Source organism: Pseudomonadota bacterium, from assembly GCA_016711215.1.
Taxonomy (GTDB): Bacteria; Myxococcota_A; Polyangia.
This window is the reverse complement of the sequence record JADJTL010000002.1, coordinates 894,385-917,533: the sequence shown is the minus strand read 5'-3', so window position 1 is coordinate 917,533 and position 23,149 is coordinate 894,385. Positions and strand designations below refer to the sequence as shown.

The 23,149-nt window shown below is 72.5% G+C and carries 12 protein-coding genes; 6 read left to right on the top strand and 6 right to left on the bottom strand.

Features of this window, described 5'->3' with window-relative positions; translation table 11 throughout:
- Positions 1-61: 61 nt before the first annotated feature.
- Positions 62-1,213 carry a magnesium/cobalt transporter CorA gene (corA, locus tag IPL40_08710; GenBank protein MBK8481243.1) on the top strand — a complete coding sequence of 384 codons (1,152 nt, stop codon included), beginning with the start codon at positions 62-64 and terminating at the stop codon, positions 1,211-1,213.
- A 23-nt stretch (positions 1,214-1,236) separates the two neighbouring features.
- Here the strand turns inward: corA and IPL40_08705 are convergent, their stop codons facing one another.
- Together IPL40_08705 and IPL40_08700 are read right to left on the bottom strand one after the other, a co-directional pair.
- Positions 1,237-8,349 carry a hypothetical protein gene (locus IPL40_08705; GenBank protein ID MBK8481242.1) on the bottom strand — a complete coding sequence of 2,371 codons (7,113 nt, stop codon included), beginning with the start codon at positions 8,347-8,349 and terminating at the stop codon, positions 1,237-1,239.
- 57 nt (positions 8,350-8,406) lie between these two features.
- Positions 8,407-9,834, bottom strand: coding sequence for a protein kinase (locus tag IPL40_08700; GenBank protein ID MBK8481241.1), 1,428 nt, complete (start codon positions 9,832-9,834; stop codon positions 8,407-8,409).
- A 302-nt stretch (positions 9,835-10,136) separates the two neighbouring features.
- Between IPL40_08700 and IPL40_08695 the strand changes: the two genes are divergently transcribed.
- Positions 10,137-10,790: a hypothetical protein gene (locus IPL40_08695; GenBank protein ID MBK8481240.1), complete on the top strand. Its 654-nt coding sequence runs from the start codon at positions 10,137-10,139 to the stop codon at positions 10,788-10,790.
- 91 nt (positions 10,791-10,881) lie between these two features.
- Here the strand turns inward: IPL40_08695 and IPL40_08690 are convergent, their stop codons facing one another.
- Positions 10,882-12,009 carry a quinone-dependent dihydroorotate dehydrogenase gene (locus IPL40_08690; GenBank protein MBK8481239.1) on the bottom strand — a complete coding sequence of 376 codons (1,128 nt, stop codon included), beginning with the start codon at positions 12,007-12,009 and terminating at the stop codon, positions 10,882-10,884.
- 16 nt (positions 12,010-12,025) lie between these two features.
- The gene (locus tag IPL40_08685; protein MBK8481238.1) at positions 12,026-14,128 is read right to left on the bottom strand and encodes a serine/threonine protein kinase; all 2,103 of its coding nucleotides are present in this window, start codon (positions 14,126-14,128) and stop codon (positions 12,026-12,028) included.
- Positions 14,129-14,277: 149 nt separating this feature from the next.
- On the opposite strand from IPL40_08685, the gene IPL40_08680 reads away from it, so the two are divergent.
- From IPL40_08680 to murG, 4 genes are all read left to right on the top strand, one after another.
- The gene (locus tag IPL40_08680) at positions 14,278-16,065 is read left to right on the top strand and encodes a phosphoenolpyruvate carboxykinase (GTP) (protein MBK8481237.1); all 1,788 of its coding nucleotides are present in this window, start codon (positions 14,278-14,280) and stop codon (positions 16,063-16,065) included.
- Complete coding sequence (locus tag IPL40_08675) at positions 16,062-16,865, top strand: hypothetical protein (protein ID MBK8481236.1); 804 nt, start codon at positions 16,062-16,064, stop codon at positions 16,863-16,865. The genes IPL40_08680 and IPL40_08675 overlap by 4 nt, the downstream gene beginning before the upstream one ends.
- 94 nt (positions 16,866-16,959) lie before the next feature.
- A complete protein-coding gene (gene ftsW, locus IPL40_08670) occupies positions 16,960-18,261 on the top strand; it encodes a putative lipid II flippase FtsW (protein MBK8481235.1) in 1,302 nt (433 codons plus the stop codon).
- Positions 18,262-18,337: 76 nt separating this feature from the next.
- Entirely contained in the window at positions 18,338-19,480 is a 1,143-nt protein-coding gene (gene murG, locus IPL40_08665; GenBank protein ID MBK8481234.1) for an undecaprenyldiphospho-muramoylpentapeptide beta-N-acetylglucosaminyltransferase, read from the top strand.
- Here murG and dauA read toward each other — a convergent pair.
- Entirely contained in the window at positions 19,477-21,228 is a 1,752-nt protein-coding gene (dauA, locus tag IPL40_08660) for a C4-dicarboxylic acid transporter DauA (GenBank protein MBK8481233.1), read from the bottom strand. The genes murG and dauA overlap by 4 nt on opposite strands.
- 60 nt (positions 21,229-21,288) lie before the next feature.
- A complete protein-coding gene (locus IPL40_08655; GenBank protein MBK8481232.1) occupies positions 21,289-23,148 on the bottom strand; it encodes a glutamate--cysteine ligase in 1,860 nt (619 codons plus the stop codon).
- Position 23,149: the final 1 nt, after the last annotated feature.

The following is a 23,149-nucleotide window of genomic DNA, read 5'->3' as shown; positions in this document are numbered from 1 at the left end:
GCCACGCGCCGGAGCGCCTGCCGCGAGCCGGCCGCCGCAGCCCGATAGGAGCGTAGAGGCCATGGCCAAGAAACGTCGACGCCGTGGGCGGCGATCGGCGATCATGTCGACCCGCCGCGAAACGCTGGGAACGCCACCGGGCACCCTTTCAGCGCGCCCCGACGCCACGGCGCCGAGCCTTCGCGTGATGACCTATGGGCCGGACACGGTCGAGGAGCGTCGCGTCGCCAGCGTCGGCGAGCTCCGGCGCGGCAGCGCCCCCGTGACCTGGGTCGACGTCGAGGGCACCGGTGACGCCGAGATCTTTCGCCAGCTCGGCGAGCTCTTCGGGCTGCACGCGCTCGCCCTCGAGGACGCGATTCACCTGCACCAACGCCCGAAGGTCGATGACTACGGCGAGACGCTCTTCATCGCCCTGCGGATGCCCGCGGCCGGGGAGCATTTGGAGCTCGAGCAGCTCGGGATCTTTCTCGGCCGCGACTTCGTCGTGACGGTCGTCAACCGGGACAATCCCTGTCTCGAGCTGATTCGCGAGCGGTTGCGGCGCAACGCGCTCGGACGCCTGCGGACCACCGGCGCCGATTACCTCGCCTACGCCCTCACCGACGCCGTGATCGACGCCTACTTCCCGCTCTTCGAGCGCTTCAGCGATCAGCTCGATCAAATCGAGACGCAGATGCCGCAGTTCGTCGACCAGCGCGGGGTCGCAGAGATCCATGCGCTGCGCCATGATCTCCACGCGCTGCGCCGCGTGCTCTGGCCGACGCGCGAGATGATCGCCCAACTCACCCGGGGCGACAGCGCGCCGATTACCTCGGAGACGCGGACCTTCCTCCGCGATTGCCATGACCACACGATACAGCTGCTCGACTTGCTCGAGGCCTGCCGCGATCTCGCGGCCAGCCTGATGGAGCTGCACGCCTCGAACGTCAGCCAGCGGATGAACGCCGTGATGAAGGTCCTGACGCTGATCTCCACGATCTTCATTCCGCTCAGCTTCATCACCGGACTCTATGGAATGAACTTCGACCCCGGGGGCTCACCCTTCAATATGCCCGAGCTGCACTGGCGCTACGGTTACCCCTTCGCCCTCGGGCTGATGCTGCTGACCGTCGGCGCGCTGCTCACGTTCTTCTGGCGCAAGGGCTGGCTCACCAGCGGCAGCGCCCGCCGCGCAGCCCGGCGCGCCGAAGAGGAGGGGTTGGGCGGCTAGCCACCCCGTCGCGCGGGCGGGCGCTACTCGCGCTCGAGCACGGTGGCGCTGCGCAGCAGCTCACCGAAGGCGGGTGAGGCAGCGAAGGCGACCAGGTCGCGCAGCGCGGCCGAACCGCTGGCGTAGCTATCGAGCTCGTCGAGCCGCGCCACCACCCGCGGCCGCGAGAGACTCTCATCGAGCCGCGCGATCACGCGCAGCGCCTGCCGCAGATCGGCGCCCGCGACCAGCCCGGCGCGGTACGCGGTGAAGGTCACGCCCTGCCACCACCGCTCCCCGAGCGGGCGCGGGTCCTGGCCCTCGAGCGCGTCGAGGCGCTGGCGCCAGCGCAGGCGGCGCCGCTCGTCGACGACCTCCGCGATTGCGCTCGCCAGCACCGACTCGGCCTCGCCCGCGGCGCCAGGCGCCGCCAGACCGAGCACCGACCAGAGTGCGGGCAGCAGGTCGCCTCGCAGTGTCGGCGGGAGCGCCGCGGCGAGGCGGTGACCCGGGCGCGCTAGCTCGAGCGCGTGGGCGAAGAGGAAGCCGACCTCGGCGTGGACGAGCTGCTGCAAGAGCTCCGTCCGCACGACGACCTGCAGTCCAGCGCCACGCGGCTGCAGCACCATCAGCGGCTCGGGGAGATTCTGGGTGCGCAAGAGGCTGCAGCTCCCGAGCCCGAGCGCCCGCGCGACCGCCTCGAACTTCTTGCCGAGCCCTGTCTGCGGGCCGACCACCGACGCCGCCGCCAGCGCGTCCGCCAACGCCGTCGAGGGCTCGGGCCAGGCGGGCTGCAGGGCATTGAGCTCCGCCAGCACCTCGGAGAGCCGCGGCGAAACCTGCGGGTGGACCAGCAGCGAGTAGCCCTCGGCCTCGACGCCGAGGAGCGGCGGGCGTTCGTGGTCCTTGCGCATCTCCTGCAGCACCGCGCGCAGCTCGGGATCGACCTGGCTGACCCCGAGCAGCGGCGAGAGCAGACACCAGGCCCAACGCTTCTCGTCCCCGAGCAAGGCGCGGCCGAGCTCCATCGCGCGCTCGAACCACGGCGGCCCATGCGCCACCAGCAAACCAAGCATCAGCCGGTGATCGCTCGTGCGCGCCGGATCGCCCGCGTAGAGGCGCTCGAGCTGCGCGACGGCCTCGCGGGTCGACTGCAGCGCGACCGACTGGCGCAGGTAGCCCTCGGCGCGCTCGGGGGCATGGAGCTGCACGCGACAGATCTCGGCCATGCGCCGCAGGCTCTGCGCTTGCTCGGCCGGGCTGCCACTGTCACAGCTCGCCTCGAGCACCTGCAGCAGCGGGCCCCAGTCCCCGCGCCGCTCGAGGGCGGCGGCCAGACCGGCCCGCGCCTCCGCGTGGCTCGGATCGTAGCTCAGCGCCATGTCGAACGATTCGATCGCCTCGCGCTCACGCTCGGCGTCCTGCACCAGCACCTGCGCCCGCGCCAGCCACAGCCCGGCGAGCTCGTCGGCTGCCGTGGCCCCGGCGATCAAGCGGTCCAGCACGGCCAAGCTCTCGGCCGTGCGACCACTGCGCTGGTAGTAGCGCATCAGCCGCAGCAGCAGCTCGTGTTGCTGCAGGCCCTCGTCCAGCGCCAGCTCGAAGAAGGCGCCAGCCTCCTCGGGGCGCGCCAGCGCGTCCTCGAGCAAGAGGGCCGCCTGGTAATAGAGCCCGGCTCGCGCCTCGGGCGCGTCAACGACCATCAGCGCGCGCATCTGATGCTCAAGCGCTGCCGAGGGACGCTGCTCCAGCGCCAGGAGCTCGGCGGCGGCGACGAGCGCGCCAGCATGCAGCGGCTGCCGCTGCAGCACCTGCTGCAGGTCGTCGAGCGCATGCGTGGGCTCACCGAGTCGGCGCCAGGCGCTGCCGCGCAGGTAGAGCGCCTCGGCGCGCTCGCGCGCCTCGAGCTGTTCACTGCCGGGCGCCAGCACCTCATCGAGCAAGCGCCGTGCGTGCTCGGCCCGGCCCTCCTCGAGCGCGAACTGGGCGGCCGTCAGCGCGGCTGGAACGTAGCCCGGCGACCAGAGGTGCGCCCGTCGCACCAGCCGCTGGTACTCCTCCTCCTCGCCAGCACGGCGCGCCGCCTGCGCCACGTCGAAGAGGCAGGCCGCCTCCCAGCGCAGGCGCTCGGCGCGCAGCGGCTCGCGCCGCTGTTGCGCCAAGAGCCACTGACGCCAGGCGCGGAGCGCCGCGACGGGCTCCTGGGCGCCCTCGTAGGCCTGCGCCAGGGCGGACCAGCTCGCCGCGTCCTCGGGGTCGACGGCGACCGCGCGCCGGTACCACTCGAGGGCGGCCAGCGAATCGCTGCTCGCCGCGTCGTCGCCGAGCGCGCGCAGCCGCCGCGCCCGATCGGCGCGCGTCAGCTCGCGTTCACCCTCCAGCGGCAGGAGCGCCGCCATGGGCCGAATCGACTTGAGCCGGCGCCCGATGCCCTTGAGGGCCTCCATCGCCGGCACGTTGCTCGGATCGAGCGCCCGAGCCTCGCGATAACAGGCCACGAGCTGCTCGCGGGGCTCCCCGCGCTCATCGGCAACCTCGGCCAGGTGACAGAGCACGAGCGCCGCCTCAGGCGGCTCGAGCAGCTCCGCCTGCTGCCTGCGACACGCCGCATAGGCCGCGCCGTCGTCAGCGGCCAGCGCGAGCTGCGCCAGGGCGAGGATCGCGCCCTCCTCGCCCGGCGCGAGCGCGACGATGCTCTCATACCAGCCGCGCGCCGCTGTGGGCTGCGCCAGGGTGTGCGCCTCGAGCCGCGCCAGCTCGTACATCAGCGCGACGCGCTCACTCGGCTGATCGACCCGCTCGAGCTCTTGCTCGAGCGCCTGCGCCAGATCGCGGCCCCGCTCCATCGTCCGCAGCAGGACGAGCAGCCGAGAGCGCAGCGCCGCGTCGCTCGGCCGCAGCGCCAAGAGCAGACGATAGAGCCGCTCGCGGAGCACCACCTCGCCCGATCCGAGCTGCTCGTCGGCGAGCAGCAGCGCCTGGTCGAGCAGCTCGGCGCGCGCGTCGGCGGCGTCGAGTCCCTCCGCTCGGTGCAAAAACAACGCGAGCAGCTCCGCCCAGCGCTGCTCCTGGCGCAGCAGACGCGCCAGCGCGGCGAAGACGGGGGGCGAGCCGCCATTGGCGACCGCGAGCGGCTGCAAGGTGGCGATCGCGGTCGCTGGGTCGCTATCCTCTTCCTCCTGCAGGCGCGCCAGCTCGAGGTGGAGCTCGGTCGCGCGCTCCGGAGTCGCGTGCACGATCTCCATCCGCAGCAGCCGCCGGCGCAGGGCTTTGTCTTGGATCGCGCCTTGGAGGGCCTGCAGCCCCTCCAAGGCCTGGCGCTGGTCGGGCTGCTCGCCCACCACCTGATCATAGGCTTCGAGCGCGGCCTCCGGCTCACCCAGGCGCTGGGAGATCTCGGCGATCTCCAGCCAACCGCGCCACCGCTCGTCGTCCTCGCCCTGCAGTCCAACCCATTGCTGCAGACGATCCCGGAGGTCGCGCCATTCACCGCGTTCGCGGTGCCAGGCCAGCAGCACCTCGAGCGAGGCCAGCTCGTCGGCCTTCAGTTCGAGCAAACGGCGATGAATGTCGATCGCGCGCTCGGGCGCGCCGAGGCTGGTCTCATAGCTGCGGGCGATCTTGCGCAGCAGCGTGACGCGCAGCGGCTCGTCGCCGCATTTGGCGGCCGCCGTGCGCAGCACATCGACCAGCGCCTCCGCGGCCCCCGTCCGCCCGGCCAGCTCACCGAGCTTTTCCAGCAGCGCCGGCGCGCCAGGCTCGGCGATGAACGCGACCCCGTAGAGCGTCAGCGCGTGCGCCTCGTCGCCGAGCTTGGTCTCATAGAGCGAGGCGGTTTGGACCAACGCGTAGGGCGTCGTTTGCGGCGTGCCTGCGGCGGCGCTGCGCTGCACGGCCTCGAGCAAGGGGAGCGCCGCGGCCCAGCCCCCCTGCGTCGCCGCCGCGTCGAGCACCTCCTGCCGCAGTCCCGGATCGTCCGGTGAGAGGCGAAAGCGCGCCAGCATCAGCTCGAAGGCCGCGCCGAGGTCGCCGCGGTAGCGACGCGCGATCTCCTCGCGTCGGCGCAGCAGCGCGCAGCGCTCCCCGACGCTCTCACTACGGTCGCTGAGCTCCACCAGCACGGCATCGAGTCGCAGCCAGAGCTGGCTCGCCGCCTGCCACGCCCCCGTGCGCCGCATGGCGGGTGCGTCGCGGCGCTCGCGCGGTCCGTCGTTGGCCGCCGCGTGCTGAGCTTCGCAGAGCTGCGCGAGGTCGGCGAGCGCGGAGGCATCGTGCGGGTCGAGGCGCAAGCGCCGGCGCTGCTCATCGAAGGCGCGGAGCGGGTCGCCGAGGGCCTCGAGACAGACGCGCGCGCGCCGGGCCAGGGCGTCCTTGCGCACGGCCAGCGGCTGATCGGGCTGCGTCTGCACGTCAAGCACGGCGAGCCAGTCCTCCCAGCGTCGCGTCGCCTGCGCCAGGCGCTCGAGCTCGGCGGCGTGCTCCGCCGTCGGCGGCACGCCGAGCAGCGCAGACCCCAGCACGACGAAGGCTCGCTCCGGCGCCGCGAGCTCGTGCTCGAGCATGCCGGCCAACTCGCGCAGCAGCTCCGCGCGCGCCAGGGCGTCCTGCTGCTCTCCGGCCCGCTCCGCGAGCAACGCCGCCCGTTCGCGCTGCAGGTCCGCCTGCCCCTCGGCCAACGCTGCGAGCTCGGCCAGCAGCGGCGCCGCAGGCTCGCCGAGGTAGAGCAGGCGGCGCAGCAGCGCCCAGCGCTCCGCGCGCTCAGGGCCGGCATTCAGCTCGAGGGAGGCCCGCAGCAGCGCCGCGCGCGCGGGCGCTTCCTGGTGCGCCGCGACGAAGTCCAGCACGCCGGCAGCGAGGCCGCGCCAGCCCTGCTGGAGGTAGAGGGCGTGCAGCGGCTCGTAGACCTGCGGCGCGTCGGGGCTCGAGCGCAGGAGCCTTTCATAGACGGCCATCGCCGCACGCGTGAGCCCGAGCTGCTGCAGCAGGGTGGCGCAGCGCAGGCCGAGATCGAGTCGCTGGCCCGCGTCGCTGGCGACGGCGAGCTGACGCTCGAGCACGGCGACGAGCTGACGCGTCTCGCCCAGCGTGGCGTAGTGCCCGGCCAAGGCGCGGAGCGCGCTGGGGTCGTCCGCGGCGAAGTCGAGCACACGCCGCCAGGCCTCGACCGCGCGCAGCGGCTCGCGAACGTTATCCTCGATGTTCTGCGCGGCCTGCCGGCAGAGCGCCAGCGCTCGCTCGGCGTCGCGCGCGAGCCAGATCTGACGCAGCAGCGCCGAGTTCAGAGCCTCGAAGTTGCCGCGACGGCGGTGCAGCGCGGCGAGCTGATCGCGCGCGCCCTCGTCCTCGGCGTCGAGGTCGAGCATCTCCTTCCAGCAGCGCTCGGCGCCAGCGTCGTCGCCCAGGCGCGCGGCGTAGTGCTCCCCCAGGCGGCGCAGCAGCGCCAGGCGCTCGGCCGGCGCGCGCACCAGCTCCCGCTGCTCGGAGAGCACTCTGGCCACGCTGACAGGATCGCCGAGCAGCTCGTAGAGGCGGGCCAGCGCGTCGTAGGCCGGCAGATGCCGCGGCTCGAGCGCGAGGCGGGCCTCCCACAAGCGTGCCGCCTCGGCCACGCGCTGAAGCTGCTGCTCGGCCAGCCGCGCGGCCTGCTCGAGCAGCAGGCCGCGCTCGGCGGGCTCAGCGGACTCCGCCCGCAGCACGAGGAGCTGCAGCAGCTCCTCGTGGCGTCCGCTGCGCACGAGATACTGCTGCTTGCGGCCGAGCTGGGCGGGCTCGAGCGGTCGGCGCTGCAGAATCGCATCGACGGCGATCATCGCCTGGTCCAAGCGGTCGGCCTGCCAAAGCGCGTCGGCGGCGAAGCGCAGCAGATCGAGCGCCGCTTCGGTGCTGAGGGTCGCGGACTGCGCGAAGTCGATTAGGCGCGCCAGCGTCGCCCAATCACCGACCTGCGCGTGCAGACGAGCGAGCTGTAGCAGGGCCACAGGGTCGGCCGGACTGAGCGCCAGGATGCGCTCGAGCACCGCGGCGGCCTGCTCCGGGTCGTGCAGGCCGGAGAGCACCACCTCGGCCAGCTCACGCAACACCACCAGCTGCGCCGGGCCGCTGGCGCGCCCAAGGCGCTGCTCGAGAAACTGCGCCAGCTCACCCCAGCGCGCGGTCTGGCGGTAGTAGCGGCTCAGCGCGCGCGACGCGTGCGGCTCGCCATCACCGAGCCGCCAGAGCTGCGCCCAGGCGGCGATCGCCAGGTCGAAGTCGCCGAGTCCTGCGGTAGCGATCGATTCCGCCTGGCGCGTCCACTCCAGCCGATGGTGCGGATCCCAGGTCGCCTCGACCGCCGCGAAGTAGAGCGCGTAGAGCGCGTCCCACTCATGGCGCTGCTCATAGGTGGCTGCCAAGTAGGCGAGGGCCTCGGCGTTCGCCGGATTCTGCTGCGCGAGGGCGACGAAGACCTGCTCGGCGCGGGCCGGATCGCCCAAGCGATCGCGATAGAGCTGCGCCAATTCGAGCAGCAGGACGCGGCGGGCGACGCCGCTGGCGTAGCTCGCGTGGCGCAGCGCATGGCCATAGAGCGCCGGCAAATCGCGCCAGCGGCCGGCGCGCGCCAGGCGCTGCGCCTCACGCTGCAGTCGCGACACATCGGTCAGCCACGAGGGGCCGGTCGCCGGCGGAGCGAGGTCCGCCGGCAGCGGTGGCGTCTCGACCGGCGGCAGCGGGCTGGCACCGGTCGCCGCGGTGGCCATGCCTTGCAGCGGGGCGGCGCTGGCCTCGACGCTCAGCGGCTCGCCGAGGCGAAGATCGTCGTCGGCGGGTGACCCGGGGTCCGTCCAATCCGTCGGCGTGAGCTCGGCCGGCTCGGCCGCGCCCCAGGCGTCGTCCACCCCGAGCTTGGCGGTCCCGCCGGCGCGCGCGTCCGCGGGTGGGGCCACGGGCGCTGCTGCTGGCACAGCCGCGGGCGCTGCTGCTGGCGCGTTCTCCGGTGGATCGACTGGCGCAGCCGCTGGGGCGGCCGTTGGCGCGGCCGCGAGGGCAATGCCCGCCGGCACGGGCGGTAGCGGCTGCGCGGGGGTATCGTGATCGCTGGGCCGAGGCGCCCCCGCGCCACTGGCTGGCACAACGTGCCGCACCGTCGTCGGGTCATCGTAGCCGCGCTCTTGAGCCATCGTCGTCCCTCGGCCGCTAGCCTGCGCGGCGCAACCCACGCGCGTACCGCTGAGGCCTCAGCGACGCTTCGGTGCCGCCGGCTGGCTCCCCGCTGGCGCCCCCTCACCGCGTGCTGGCGCGAGCGGGCCGATGCCGACCGCCGTCCGCACGGAGTTGACCTCCGCGAACTCGGAGGTCGGGGTGTCGTCGTCGATCGCGCTCGCGCCGCTGGCGATGACCGGCGCGGGCAGCGCGGCGCGCGGCTGCCCGTCGGCCGTGGGCGTCAGGTCCTCGAGCGAGGGCCCACGTCCCTGGGGGCCCGCTGCGCGCCCCTGGGGCGGGACCGTCAGCAACTCGGCCAGCTCGTCGGTCAGGCTCGCGCCGGCGACCACCGCCTGCTCCGGCCGCGTCGGCGGCTCCGGTGGCACGACGATCCCGGCCTCGACCGCCCCTGGCAGGCGATGCGCGTGGCGCAGGAAGACGCGATCGGTGAAGCAATCGACGAGCGCGTCGAGCAGCTCATCCATCGCCTGAAAGCGCCGCTGCGGGTCCTTTTCGAGGCAGCGCATAATCGTTCGCTCGGTGGCGTCGTCGAGCCCCAGCTCCGGCGCGCGGCGCCGCGGTGATTCAGGGCGCGACGCCACATGGGCGTTCAAGATCTCCGTTGGATCCTCGCTGTCGAAGGGCACGTCGCCGGTGAGCATCTCGTAGAAGAGGATGCCCAAGGCATAGACATCGCTGCGACCGTCGACGCGATCGCCACGCGCCTGCTCCGGCGACATGTACTGCGGCGTGCCGAAGACGACGCCAGCGGCGCCGTGCAACCCGAAGTTCATCGCGTGGTCGATGAATTTTGCGACGCCGAAGTCGACCAGCTTGACGAAGTCGAACTTGCCCTCGGGCTCGACCACGAAGTCGCGCCCGCCGCCATCGGCCACGCGCCGCACCACGCGTCGTCGACCAGCGCGCTCGATCAGGAAGACGTTCTCCGGCTTGAGGTCGAGGTGCGCGATGCCATGGTCGTGCGCCGCAGCCAGGGCCTGCGCCACCTGCCGCACGATGTTGACCGCCTCGAAGAGCTCGACGCGCCGCTGGCGACCCAAGACGTCCTCGAGACTCTCACCCTCGAGGAACTCCATCACGAAGTACACCGAACCGTCCGGCACGGTACCGAAGTCGGTGACGTCGACGATATTGGGATGGCGGATGCGGCTGGCAGCCCGCGCCTCCCGCAGGAACTGGTCGAGCGCGCCCTCCCGTCGGGCGAAGCGCTCGTGCAGGACCTTGACCGCGACGGGCTTGGCGAGCATTACGTGCTCGGCGCGATAGACCACGCCCATCCCGCCTTCGCCGAGGATGTGATGGATCTTGTAGCTCCCGAGCGTCAGGCCCAGTCGCTGCATCACCTCGGGGCCGTAGAGCGGAGCCCCGTCGACCGCGCAGCGATCTGCGGGCTCAGCGTAGCGGCGGCCGCATTGTGGGCACGAGAGGTGCGTGGTGGTCATCAATCTTCCGGAGGAGCGGTGAGTATTCCATGCGAGCGAGCGCTTATCAATCACCTTGACCGGTGGTGTACCTTGACCGGTGGGACCGGCTTGGTCCGCGGCGCACGCGGCAGTAGAATGCACGCCTGTGGGGGCCAGCATGTACGACAGTGGGCGCCCTGAGCCATGCGAGGGCCTGAGCCATGCGCAGGCCCGGAGGCTCGCCCCGAGGCTTCGATGCCTTCAATGCTACTGTGCGCGCCGCGCGCGAAGCGCTGAGCGCACCAAGAGTCCACGCTGCCTCCAGCCAGGAGCCATCGCCGATGCGACCTAACCTCTCCGGTCCCGACCTCAGCGCCCCGCGCGGCGGCCTGGCGCGCGCCGCAGTCGCGCTGGCCCTCGTCGGCAGCGTGGTGCCGCTCGCCGCCTTCAAGCCCTTCAGCGCCGTCAGAGACGCCTGTCCGCGCTGCGCCCCCTTCGCCGACGTCGTGCGCCTCGCCGAGGGCGGCGAGTTGGTGGCGCATGTGATGGCACAGAACCTCGATGCGCTGGTCGTCGAGCGCTTCGGCGAGTATCGCGCCCTGCAGCGCGCCGAGGTCGCGGCGATCGTCTGGCAGCGCAACGAGCGGCGCAACCTGCCGAGCCACGATCAGCTCGTGCTGAAGAACGGCGTCGTCCTGCATGGCACCATCGTGCGTGACAACCGCGACGGCTACTTCGTGATCCGCGTCGGCGCGCTCGAGCATATCGCCTGGACCGCGCAGATCGAGAGCGTCTATCGCGAGGGCCGACCACGGCCCGTGCAGGAATCGGCGAGCCGTGAGCCCGTGCTCGCGGCGCCCCCCGCAGCCTCTGACCCCGACGCGCCCGACGCGAGCGTCACCCCGAAGCTGCCGCGCCGCGCGACGCCCAGCGCCGCACCACCGGGGGGTTCAAGGCAGGGACGCAGACCCGCCGCACCGCGCGACGTGCGCTAGCAGCCGGCGCTCGCTCCGGCCCCGACACGAGGGCGCAAGGAAACCGCCGCGGCGACGCAGGACACGGCGAGCCCGGGCGGGTCCCTCGACCTCAGCGCAGATCGCTGCCGACGAGCTCGTCGATCGCGCGCCAGCCCTCGCGATCGGCGGCCGCGCCGAGGTCGCGGGCGATTGCGCCAGCCGTCCCCGGACCGCCGTAAACGAAGGCCGTGTAGAGCTGCACCAGCGAGGCGCCGGCACGCAGATGGTCCAGCACCTCGGTGGCGTTGCTGACGCCCCCGACGCCGATGATCGGCAGGCGCTGACGCACGCTGCGGTAGAGGCGTCGAATCACGCGCCGCGCCGCTTCGAGCAAGGGCGGACCGCTGAGCCCGCCGGGCAAGGCGCGAAGCGCCTCGGCTAGCGCCGCGGGCCGCGCGACCGTCGTGTTGGTGGCGACCAGGCCATCGACCCCGGCTCGGATCGCGGCGTCGGCGATCGCTTCGAGCTCAGCCTCGTCGAGGTCAGGGGCGACCTTGACCAGCAGCGGTCGCCTGGCGCCGCCACGCGCCGCGGCGACGCGATCGGCGGCCTGCCGGACGGCGGTCAACAGCTCCGCCAAGGCGTCGGCGAGCTGGAGCTGTCGCAGCCCCGGCGTGTTCGGGGAGGAGACGTTGACCGTGAAGTAGTCGGCCACGGCGTCGAGCGCCTCGACCAGCGCGCAGTAGTCGGCCGCCGCATCGGCCAAGGCGGTCGCGCGATTCTTGCCCAGGTTCAATCCAACGATGCCGCAGGCGCCCTTACGCCCCAGCAGCGAGCGCTGGCGCAGGCGCTTCAGCCGCTGCGCGACGAGCGCGGCACCGCCGCTCGGAAAGCCGAGTGCATTGATCAGCGCCCGTTCATCGGGCAGCCGCCAGAGGCGCGGGCGCGCGTTCCCCGGCTGCGGCTGCAGGGTGACCGTCCCGACCTCGAGATGGCCAAAGCCCAGGGCCAACAGCGCCTCGCAGGCGCGCGCGTCCTTATCCATCCCGGCCGCCAGCCCGAGGGGGTTGGGGAAGCGCAGGCCCCAGCGTCTGACCTCGAGCCTCGGATCGGCGGGCGCCGCCCGCGAGCGCAAGAGCGCCAGCCCGCCCGGGGTCCGCGCCAGCGCCGCGAGTCCGGCCAGCGCCAGGGCATGGGCACGCTCGGGTTCGACGCGGCGCAGGACGTGTTCGAATAGGGCTGGGTAGAGGCCGCTCATCATCGCCGCGTCGACGCTATGGTCCGGGCCGGCTTGGTGGCCGCGTCGCCGCAGGACGGAGGGCGCGCCGATTGCGCGAAGGCGTCGCCCGAGGCGCCGGTCGAGGACGGGGCGCCTCCGCAGGGCCGGCCGCGCTGGCATCGCGCCGCGGCCGCTGCGGGGAATCCTCCGGCAGCACGACCACCTCGGGTCGCCAATCGGGTCGTGAGGTGCGCTGGATGACGGCGCGCGCGCCGAGCGAACGCCGAGCCCGGGTGCGCCAAAAAACCGCGGCGACGACGAGGAGCACGAGCGCAATCCCGAGGAGCGCGCCCAGCAGAACCCAACGTCCCACGCCGGCCTCCAGCGCCGGCCGCGACAGGGGCCGCGTGGTCGCCGCCCGCCGCGTGGATGGCACGACGCTGCGCCCAGTCGGGACGCCCCGCCCACGCGCACGTTCCGCCGCAGCTCGGGGCACCGGCGCAGCCAGCGGCGCGGCGGAGCCCGCGGGCGACGACACCCCACCGCGATCGATCGGGGCGCCGGTCGGATCGCCTGCGGCGCCCTCGGGCACCGGGGTGTTCGCCGCCGGAACCGCTGCCGCTGCCGCTGCCGCTGCCGCTATTGCTTCAGCGACTGCGACTGGGCCCGTTCGCCGCGCCAAGGACTCCGCCACCTCGGTCTGAACCGGCGTCGGCAGGTCCTCGGCCTCACGCGCCGGCGCGCGGCCGCTGTCGATCACCGTCGGCCCATCGGCCCACGGATCGGCGACGGGCTCGGGCACGAGCCCGAACTGAGCAACCATGTCTTCTTCGGGCACGACGACCGTCGCATCCGAGATCGGCAGGGAGGGGTGGGCCAGGTAACGCTGCAGCACCGAATCGACCGGCGTCGGCGTCATGTCCTCGAGCGCCCGCTCCAAGGACGAGTCGTCGTCGGCGAGACGAATCGTGGTCGGCTCGTCGTGCGTGACGTCGTCGCGCGCCCCCTCGTCGCGTCGGGCGCCAGCGGGCGCGGTCGGCGCGTAGCCCCGCAAGGTGTGGCGCAGCGGCGCGCTGGCAGCGCGCTCGAACCCACCAGCGAGCGTCGGTGTCGGCATCGGCGTCGGCATCGGTGTCGGCTCGTCGTCGAGCGCGGACGCCAGCGGCCGCGCGTCGACGCCCAGCTCGCGCCGATCGGTATCCGCAAGCTGTTGCGGCGTCAGCGGCCGCTGCGTCGCCCTCATCCACACGCCGATCTGCTTGATGCTCGAGGTGACGCGCGCCTGGTGCGCATAACGCACGAGGGCATGCTCCAGCTCGTCGGCGCTCTGCCAACGCTCGCCGGCGCTGGCGGCCAGCGCCTTGACGACGATCGCCTCCAGCTCCTCCGAGAGCTCGGGGCGCAGCGCGCGCGGCGGCGTGAACTGCCCGGCGAGGACCGCGGCGCAGATCTGCTCGGCCGTGTCGCCGGAAAATGGCGGACGCCCGGTCAGCGCCTCGTAGAGCACGGCGCCAACCGCGAAGAGGTCCGTGCGGACGTCCACCTCCGTGGCGCGCAGCTGTTCTGGACTGGGGCAAAGCGGTGCCTGCGGCCGCAGCTCAGCCCCGCGCGGACTGCGTCGACGGGCGGCGGCGGCGCCAAAGGCGAGGAGCTTCACCGCACCCTCGTGCGAGATGAAGATCGATCGCGCGCTCAGCCCCTCATGCAGCACGGGCTGCGCGCGCCCCGCCGCGTCGGTGCGCGCGTGCGCGAAGGCCAGGCCGCGACAGACGGCCTCGACGATGTAGAGCACCACGGGGAGCGGAAGCTGCTGCGCGCGGCGCCGCGTCTCGGCCAAGATCGACGCCAGGTCGCGTCCATCGAGGTACTCCATCGCCAGGAAGGGAAGCCCGTCGTCGGCGCCACACTCGAAGACCTGCGCGATGTTGGCGTGGCTCAGGGCGGCGCCGATTCGGGCCTCCTCGTTGAAGAGGGCGACGCAATCGGGGTCGCGCGCCACCGTCGGCAGCAGGCGCTTGATCGCCACGATCTTCGCGAAGCCGGCCACACCGGTGGCGCGAGCCTTGAAGACCTCGGAGAGATGCCCGCTACCTACCCGCTCCAGCAGCTCATAGCGGCTGTGCTTGGTGCGAATGGCGTTGGCCGCTGACGGCTGCACGTATTGCGCTCACGCTGCCGGGGCCAGGCCCGACGGATTCTTCCATAAACGCCGAATGCTAGCGCAGGGCCGGGACCTGGGGCAAGTTGCGCCACGGTCGAGGCGCTGGTATACGCCTGGGCGACAAAAATTGCCCCAAGGAGGTCCCGATGTCGCAACATGCTCAACTCGATGCCTGGGTCGCCCAGATCACCGAATTCTGCCGGCCCGACGCCGTTCATTGGTGCGATGGCTCAGCGGAGGAGTACGACCGCTTGGCCCGACAATTGGTCGAGGCTGGCACCTTTCAGCGCCTCTCGGATGCCAAGCGCCCGAACAGCTACTACTGCCGCTCAAACCCCGCGGACGTGGCGCGCGTCGAGGACCGCACGTTCATCTGCTCCGAGCGTGAGGTCGACGCCGGCCCGACCAACAACTGGGCCGACCCGCGCGAGATGCGCGCCAAGCTCGATGGCTTCTTTCGCGGCTGCATGCGTGGCCGCACGATGTACGTCATCCCTTTTTCGATGGGCCCGCTGGGCTCCGAGATCGCGCAGATCGGCGTCGAGCTGACCGACTCGGCCTACGTCGCCTGCAACATGCGCATCATGACGCGGATGGGTCGCGCCGCGCTTGACGCCCTGGGCAGCAAGGGGCGCTTCGTGCGCTGCGTCCACTCGGTGGGCCAGCCGCTGCTCGATGGGGCCAAAGACAGCGCGTGGCCCTGCAACCCCGACCATAAGTACATCGTCCACTATCCGGAGACGCGCGAGATTTGGTCCTTTGGCAGCGGCTATGGCGGCAATGCGCTGCTCGGCAAGAAGTGCATGGCGCTGCGCATCGCCTCGGTGATGGCGCGCGATGAGGGCTGGCTGGCCGAGCACATGCTGATCGCCGGCCTGACCTCGCCCGAGGGCAAGAAGCACTACATCGCGGCCGCCTTCCCCAGCGCCTGCGGCAAGACCAACCTGGCGATGCTTACCGCGACGCTGCCGGGCTGGAAGGTCGAAACGGTCGGCGACGATATCGCCTGGATGAGGTTCGGCACCGACGGCCAGCTCTACGCCGTCAACCCCGAGGCGGGCTTCTTCGGCGTGGCCCCGGGCACCTCGATGAGCTCGAACCCGAACGCGATGGCCTCGCTCGCCAAGAACTCGATCTTCACCAACGTCGCCCTCAGTCCCGACCAGAGCGACGTCTGGTGGGAGGGCATGAGCGAAAAGGCCCCCGCCGCCCTGATCGACTGGCACGGCAAGCCCTGGAGCCCCGAGAGCGGGCGCCCGGCCGCGCATCCCAACGCGCGCTTCACGGCGCCCGCCCAACAGTGCCCGACGATCGACCCGCGCTGGGAGGATCCGCGGGGCGTGCCGATCGCGGCGATCCTCTTCGGCGGCCGGCGCTCCACGGTCGTCCCGCTGGTCCACGAGGCCACGAGCTGGGCGCACGGCACCCTGATGGGCGCCATCGTCTCCTCCGAGACCACCGCGGCGGCCGCCGGCGCCGTCGGCGCGCTGCGCCGCGACCCCTTCGCGATGCTGCCCTTCTGCGGCTACAACATGGGCGATTACTTCGGCCATTGGCTGCGGCTCGGCGAGCGCGCCGGGGCGCGACTGCCGCGCATCTTCTATGTCAACTGGTTCCGTAAGGACGCCACGGGCCGCTTCCTCTGGCCGGGCTTCGGCGACAACATCCGCGTGCTGAAGTGGGTCTTCGAGCGCCTCGAGGGCAGCGCCAAGGCCGTCGAGACGCCGATCGGCCTGGTCCCCGCGGCGGGGGCGATCGACCTCGAAGGGCTGGACCTCACGCCCTCCGACCTCGACGCGTTGACGCGCGTCGATCGCGAGGAGTGGCTGGCCGAGCTGCCGAAGATCCGGGAGCACCTGGCGCAGTTCGGCGACCATTTGCCGGCGGGCCTCCAGCGCGAGGTCGACGCGTTGGCCAAGCGCCTCGGCGCGTGAGCGCGCGCGGCCGCCGGCACCCGCTCCACGCCCCCACCCGGGGCGTGGGCGACCCGGGTGGCCCTGCCCTGCTGCTGCGGCGCCTGCTGGCGGTCGCCGCGCTGACCTCGGGCTGCGTCCTCGCGGCCTGTGGCGGCGCTGCTGCCCCGAGCTGGTGCCACCATCGCCCCGCGCTCGCGCTGGGCTGCCCTGAAGGTCGCTGCGTGGCGGCCGTCGCCATCGACTACGTGCGCGTCGAGCCGCGCGGTTTTCGCGTCTTCGAGCTCAGCGATACGCCAGCCCTGACCCTCGCCGAGGCGGAGGAGCGCGCCCGCGGCCATCTCGTCGAGACCCTCGGCACCCCGCCACCCGACAGCCTCGACTGCGAGCAAGATGACGACTTCGTCCACTGCTCGCTGGTCTTCACGGCGAGCCAGGACCGCTACCTGGTGATCATCTTCCGCCCGACCGGGCAGGTGCTCCTCGCCGAGCCCGAGGTCTGGGCCGACGAGCAGCGGCGAGGCTTCGACTTTCCGCTGCCCACGGGCTTCGCCCCGGCCGACACGCTCGGTTGCACCGCGACCGCGACCGCCCCGGAGCGCGTGCGCGTGGTCACCACGGGCCTGCCGCTGGGCAGCACCGCCACATCCACCGGCGCCGACGCGATTGCCGCCGTCCGCCGGCTGAACCTGACCTCGGCCTTCGTCGGCGACCGGCCCTACCGCGCCTTCGCCATCACCCACGCGCCCGCGATCGGCGGCTTCGATGCGGAAGCGGCCGACTGGTACGTTTGGCTCTATCGTCACGGTGATGCCACTTAGCAGCCCGCTGGCGCCGGGCGGCCACCCCAGCGGCCAGGGTCTCGATCCGAAAAATTGCCCGAGGCGCCGTCCGGCGGCACTCTGGGTCGATCCCATGCCGCTCGACGCTGCGCTCAGCCTCCCCGCGCTCAAGGCCTCAACGATCCAGAGCGACGCCGATCCGGTGCTGGCGGTGCCCGCGCCAGCCGCAGCGCGTGGGCTCGACCTCGTGCTCCTCGCCTGCACGCTGGCGCTGCTCGCGCTCGGCCTGGTGATGGTCGCCAGCGCCAGCGCTGTCTTCGCCAAGGCCCGCTATCACGACATGTCACACTTCCTCAGCCGTCAGCTCGCCTTCGCGGCGGTTGGCCTGCTGGCGCTCTGGGCCGGCTGGCGCATCGACTACCGGACCTACCGCGGCTGGGTCTATCCGGCGCTGCTGGCGACCTTCGCGCTGCTTGTCGGCCTGCTCGTGCCGGGCCTCGGCACCCACGTCGATGGCGCCACGCGTTGGTTTCGGCTGGGCGGCGTCTCGTTTCAGCCGTCGGAGCTCGCCAAGCTGAGCCTGATCCTCTACCTGGCGCACTCGTTGGCGGCAAAGCAGGAGCAGATCCGCTCGTTCTCGGTCGGCTTCCTGCCCCATCTGCTGGTGGCGGGCCTGCTGGCGGGGCTCGTCCTCAAACAGCCGGACCTCGGCACCGCGGCGCTGCTGCTCGGGGTGGCGCTGCTGCTGCTCTTCGTCAGCGGCGCCCGCGTCAGCTACCTGCTGATCGCCGTGCTCAGCGCCGCGCCGGTCGCCTATCAGCAAATCGTCGGCACCCCCTGGCGACTGCGGCGCATGATCGCCTTCATCGACCCCTGGGCCTTTCGCAGCAACGTCGGCTATCAGATCAGCGAGTCGCTGATCAGCGTCGGTTCAGGCGGGATCTTCGGGCTCGGGCTGGGCAGCGGCAAGCAGAAGCTGCTCTTTCTCCCCGCGGCCCACACGGACTTCATCTTCGCGATCACGGGCGAGGAGCTCGGGCTGGTCGGATTGGGCGCCGTCGTGCTGCTCTTCGCGCTGCTGGTCGTACGCGGCATGCGCGCGGCGCTGGGGGCCCACGACCTCTTTGGCACCTATCTCGCCTTTGGCCTCAGCGCCACGATCGGGCTGCAGGCGGTGCTGCATATGACCGTGGTGCTCGGCATGGTGCCGACCAAGGGGATCGGCCTCCCCTTCTATTCCTACGGTGGCTCGGCCTTGGTCGTGCAGCTCTTCGCGATCGGCGTGCTGCTCAACATCGCGGCCCGGCATCCCCCGCCAAGCGCTCCGGCGCTGCGCTGGCGCGACCGCTGGGATACGCGCGGCAATCGCCGGCGTCTGCCACGGGTGATCATCGCGCGGGGCAGGCCAGGCGTCGACGCCGACACGGGCTGCTAGCGGGGGCCAGCGACCGGCCACCGCGCGTCGCCGCCGCCGGCCCGCGCCAGGATGCTCGGGCCAGGAGGACCTCGCGATGACCACGCCAGCCGCACCAGCCGCCCCAGCCACGCCAGCCGCGCCGCAGCTCCGCGTGCTGATCGCCGGCGGCGGCAGCGGGGGCCATGTCTTCCCGGCGCTCGCCGTTGCCCAGGCGCTGCGCGCCGCCGAACCGGCTGCCGGCATCCTCTTCGTCGGCGCCGAGGGCCTCGAGCGCGAGCTCGTCCCCGCGCATGGCTTCGAGCTGGTCCAGCTGCCCGCTGGCCGCCTCAAGGGTGCCACGACGATGGGCCGCCTGCGCACCCTCGCGCGCCTCCCGCCCGCGTTGCTGCGCGCCCGCGCGTTACTGCGCGACTTCGCGCCGCAGGTCGTCGTCGGTGTCGGCGGCTACGCCTCCGGCCCGCTGGTGGCGGCGGCGGCCCTCGCCCGCCTTCCCGTGCTGCTGCTCGAGCAAAACGCGATTCCCGGCCTGACCAACCGCCTGCTGGCGCGCTGCGCCACGCACGTCGTGGTGGCCTTCACCGAGGCCGCGCGGCGGCTGCCGGCGGGCCGGGCCGCCCTGCTCGGCAACCCGCTGCGCCCTGAGCTCGTCGCCGCCCTACAGCAGCCTCGCGAGCCGCCGGGTGCGGGAGTCGGACGTTCCCTGCTGGTGCTCGGCGGCAGCCAGGGTGCGCGGGCCCTCAACGAGGCGATCAGCGCGGCCGCGCCACGGCTCGCGGGGGCCCTGCCCGCCCTGTTGATCACGCACCAGACCGGCCCGGCCGATGCGTCCTGGGTCGCCGAGCGCTACCAACGCGCTGGCGTGGCCGCCCGCGTCGAGCCCTTCATTGAGGACATGGCCAAGGCCTATCGCGGCGCCGACCTGGTGCTCAGCCGCGCCGGGGCGACGACGATCGCCGAGCTTAGGGTCGCCGGCCTGCCCGCCGTGCTGGTGCCCTATCCACACGCGGCAGACGATCATCAGACCGCCAACGGCAGCGAGCTGGCCCAGACCGGCGCCGCCCTGCTGCTGCCGCAGGGCGCCCTCAACCCCGACGACCTCGCCGCCCTGCTCGCCGCGCTGCTCAACGACCCACCGCGCCTGGCCTCGATGAGCCAGGCGATGCGCGCCGCCGCCCGCCCGGAGGCCGCTGCCGCTGTCGTCCGCCTGATCCGCGCGCTCGCCGCCGAGCGCCGCTAGGAGCCGACGTGGGCGGCCGCGGCCGCCAGCGCCTCGGGCACGCTCGGGCAGAGGAGCAGACCCTCGCGGGCCTCGAGCTGCGCCCTCTGCAACAGCCCGAGGGGCTGCCCGTGGACCCCGCAGAGGATCGCCAGACAGCGCTGGGTGCGGAGCGAACCAAGCGCACTCTCGAGCGCCACGAGCCCGGTGGCGTCCATCGCGTTGACCCCTTCCATCAAGAGCACCACGACCTTGGTCTCACCCGCGACGATCTCCAGCGCGGCCATCGCCTTCTGCGCGGCCCCGAAGAAGAGCGGCCCCGAGATCTCGTAGACCGCCACCCCAGGCGGAATGGCGCCGCTGATCTGCGGGCTCCGCTCGCTGGCGAGATGAGCGTCGGTGACCTCGGCCATCCGGCGCATGAAGAGCAGCGCCGCCAAGACCATCCCCACCGCGACGCCGATCACCATGTCGAAGCCCACCGTCAGCCCGTAGCAGGTCAGCAGCACCGCGACGTCGCTCTTCGGCGCGACGCGGAAGGTGTGGAGGAAGTGCCGCACCTCCGACATGTTCCAGGCGACGAGGAGCAGCAGCGCGGCGAGCGACGCCATCGGCAGGTAGCCCAGCACGCGCGCGAAGAGCAGCACCGCGGCGAGGATCGTCAGCGCATGCACCATCGCGGCGATCGGTGAACGCGCGCCGGCCTTGATATTTGTCGCGGTGCGGGCGATCGCCCCGGTCGCCGCGATCCCGCCGAAGAAGGGCACGAGCAGGTTGCCGACGCCGAGGGCGATCAGCTCGGCATCGGGATCGTGCTTCGTCCGAGCCATCCCGTCGGCGACGACGGCGGAGAGCAGCGACTCGATGGCGCCCAGCATGGCGACGGCGAAGGCCCCCGCCAGCAGCGCCCGGAAGCCCTCGAAGCTCAGGCTGAAGACGGCGCCGCCAGGACCGCTGGCATGCCACGGGAGCTGCGGCAGCGGCGGGAGCTGCGGGATGCCGTGGAGCACGGCTCCGCCGACCGTCGTCTGAAAGCGGCTCGCGATCGTCGCCACGTGAAAGCCCGGCCACCAGCGGGCGAGCGCGGCGGCGCTGAGGGCCGCCACCGGCAGCGCCACCAGGGGCGCCGGCAGGCGCCGCGTAACGCGCGGGAAGAAGACGAGGATGGCGAGCGTGAGCAGCCCCAGGAGGAGCTCTGCCCAGGAGGCCGTCCCCCGCGCCCGCACCATCAGCAAGACCCGCTCGACGTAGGTCTCGGGCTGACCCGCCAGGGTCAGGCCGAAGAGGTCCTTGAGCTGCAGGGTGGCGATCACGGTGGCGATGCCCGCGGTGAAACCCGTCGTCACCGGATGCGGGATGAACTGAATCAGACGCCCCAGCCGAAAGACCCCCATCGCGATCAGAATCGCGCCGCCGAGCAGCCCCGCAAGCAGCAGGCCCGCCATCCCGAACTTGGCGTGCAGCGGCGCGAGGATCACGATGAAGGCCGCCGTCGGTCCCGAGACCTGCGTCCGCGAGCCGCCGAGCGCGGCGACGACGAAGCCAGCGATGATCGCGGTGTAGAGGCCGTGCTGCGGCGCCACCCCGACGCCGATCGCCAAGGCCATCGCGAGCGGCAAGGCCACGATGCCCACCACCAGGCCCGCGAGCACGTCCTGCTTCAGATGGGCAGCCGAGTAGCCTTCGCGCAGCGCGGCCCGCAGCGCCACCGCGGGGAAGGCGCCCAGCGGCAGCGCGAGGCCGGCGGCTTGGTAGCGTATGCGTTTCATCAGCCTTGGCTCCTGGGAGGAAGGTGCGCCGGACGGGCCCGCGCGACCGCCGCCCCGCGACTACGGGGCGGCGCCGAGGGCGGGTGTCGGTGCTGCGTGCGCCCCGCGGACTGGAGCAGGGCTTCGCGCCTCGAGCAACCACGCCGCGGGTGGGGTCTTCGTCTGGGCGAGATACTTCAGGACGTACTGCTCGAAGCTGCGACCGGACGCCGCATCACCCTCCCTCATGGCGCGCTCCAAGGCGCTCGAGTCCGCGGCCGCGGCCGCGAGCGTCGCCACGCGCTCGGCGGAGAGCGGCGCGCCGAGCAGCGCGGCCTGATGGGCGCGCGAGAGCTCGAGCGTGTGGTCGACGAAGGAGCGCTCACTCAGCGCCGCGATCACGCGCGCGGAGGGCGTCAGCGTCGGGTCTTCGAGCTTGGCCTGCTGGGCCGCCAGGGCGCGGCGATAGCGCCCGGCCCCCGGCTCGCCAGAACCAGCGTCGAGCAGCGCGCAGACGCCAACCAGCTCGTCGAGCAGCGCCAGCGCCCAGGCGCGCAGCTCCACCTCGCGCCCAGCGCGACGCAGCGGCAGGCCGGGTCTGCGGCCCTCGCAGGCCACGCGCTGAAGATTGGCCGCAAGCTCCCGCTCCTCCCGGCGGCTCAAGGGCGGGCTTTCATGCAGCGCGCTGGCGACCAGCAGGGCCTCGAGGAAGTCCATCGAGGCGGGATCGATCGCGGTCGCCAGGAAGGGATTGCGGTCGAGGTTGCGCAGCTCGACGTACTCGACGCCATTCGCGAGCGCGTGCATGACCCGCTGACCAGGCGCGGGCGTGTGCTTGGGGCGAGCGGGCCCGTAGAGCTCCGATTCCTGTTGGAGCTGAGCGTCGGTCAGCGGACCGGCGAGGGGCGCGAAGGCGGGGTTTGGCGTTCGTAGGGCGCGCTGGAGGTCGCGCAGATATTGCCGCGGGCTATTGACCGAGACCCGCGGGGCGCCCGCGCCCTTGAGGCCGTAGCCGAGGTCGCCGCTCTGCCGCAGCGAGGTCGCGAAGGGCGCGAGGAGCGTGTCGCCGACGCCCGGCTGGAGATAAGCGGGCGGCCTGGCGCCATCGAGGAAGCTGGCGTCGATCGCCGGCGAGGCGCCGAAAAGGTAGGTCGTGAGCCAGGCCACGCGGCGGTAGTTACGCAGCACGCCGAAGTATTGCTCGGAGATGAAAGGCGGATCGGCGACCTCCGCGCCGCGGAGCCGCGCCAGCGTCTGCCAGAACCCGCCCCGATCGTCGGCCTGGAGAGCACCCCGGCCCTCGGCCCCGAGCCGGCCCGTCGGGAAGGAGTAGTTGAAATGAACGCCGGAGATCGCCTGCATTAGATCCCCGTAACGTGCGACCAGGCCGGCGCGGTAGAGGCCCTTGAGGCGAGCAGCATAGGACGTACCGAGCTGCGCCAGCGGCAGACTGCCACGACCCATCAGGGGACCCGGCATGCTGTCAGCCCAGGGCAGCTCGCCCCCCTCAAGGTGCCGCGCGACAAAGCCATGGAGCACCTGGAGCTGCGCCAACACACCGTCGTTCGATGGGTGTGGCTTGGTGATCAGCTCGAGCTGCGATTCGGCGAAGTCGGTGGTAATCAGAGCATGAGTCAGTGGATGGCCCAGCCCGGAGGGGTGGGGCCTCGTCGAGAGCTGACCCGAGGGGTTGACGACGCGCTGCAGCTCGACCTCGACGCCGCGGGGCCCACCCTGGACGTCTGCTGGCCGAAGCCGGGCCAGGCGGCACGCGAATTGGGAGCGTCGCGCCGCGCCTGCGGAGCGCCCCTCGGCCACCGCCGGGCGCGGCTGCGTGGCCACCGCCACGAGCGACAATAGCGCCGCGACCCACCACCCGCCCAGGCGCCCGACCCCAGCCCGCTTGGCGAGCCCACGCCGCCACCTCGAAGCCCTCGCCATT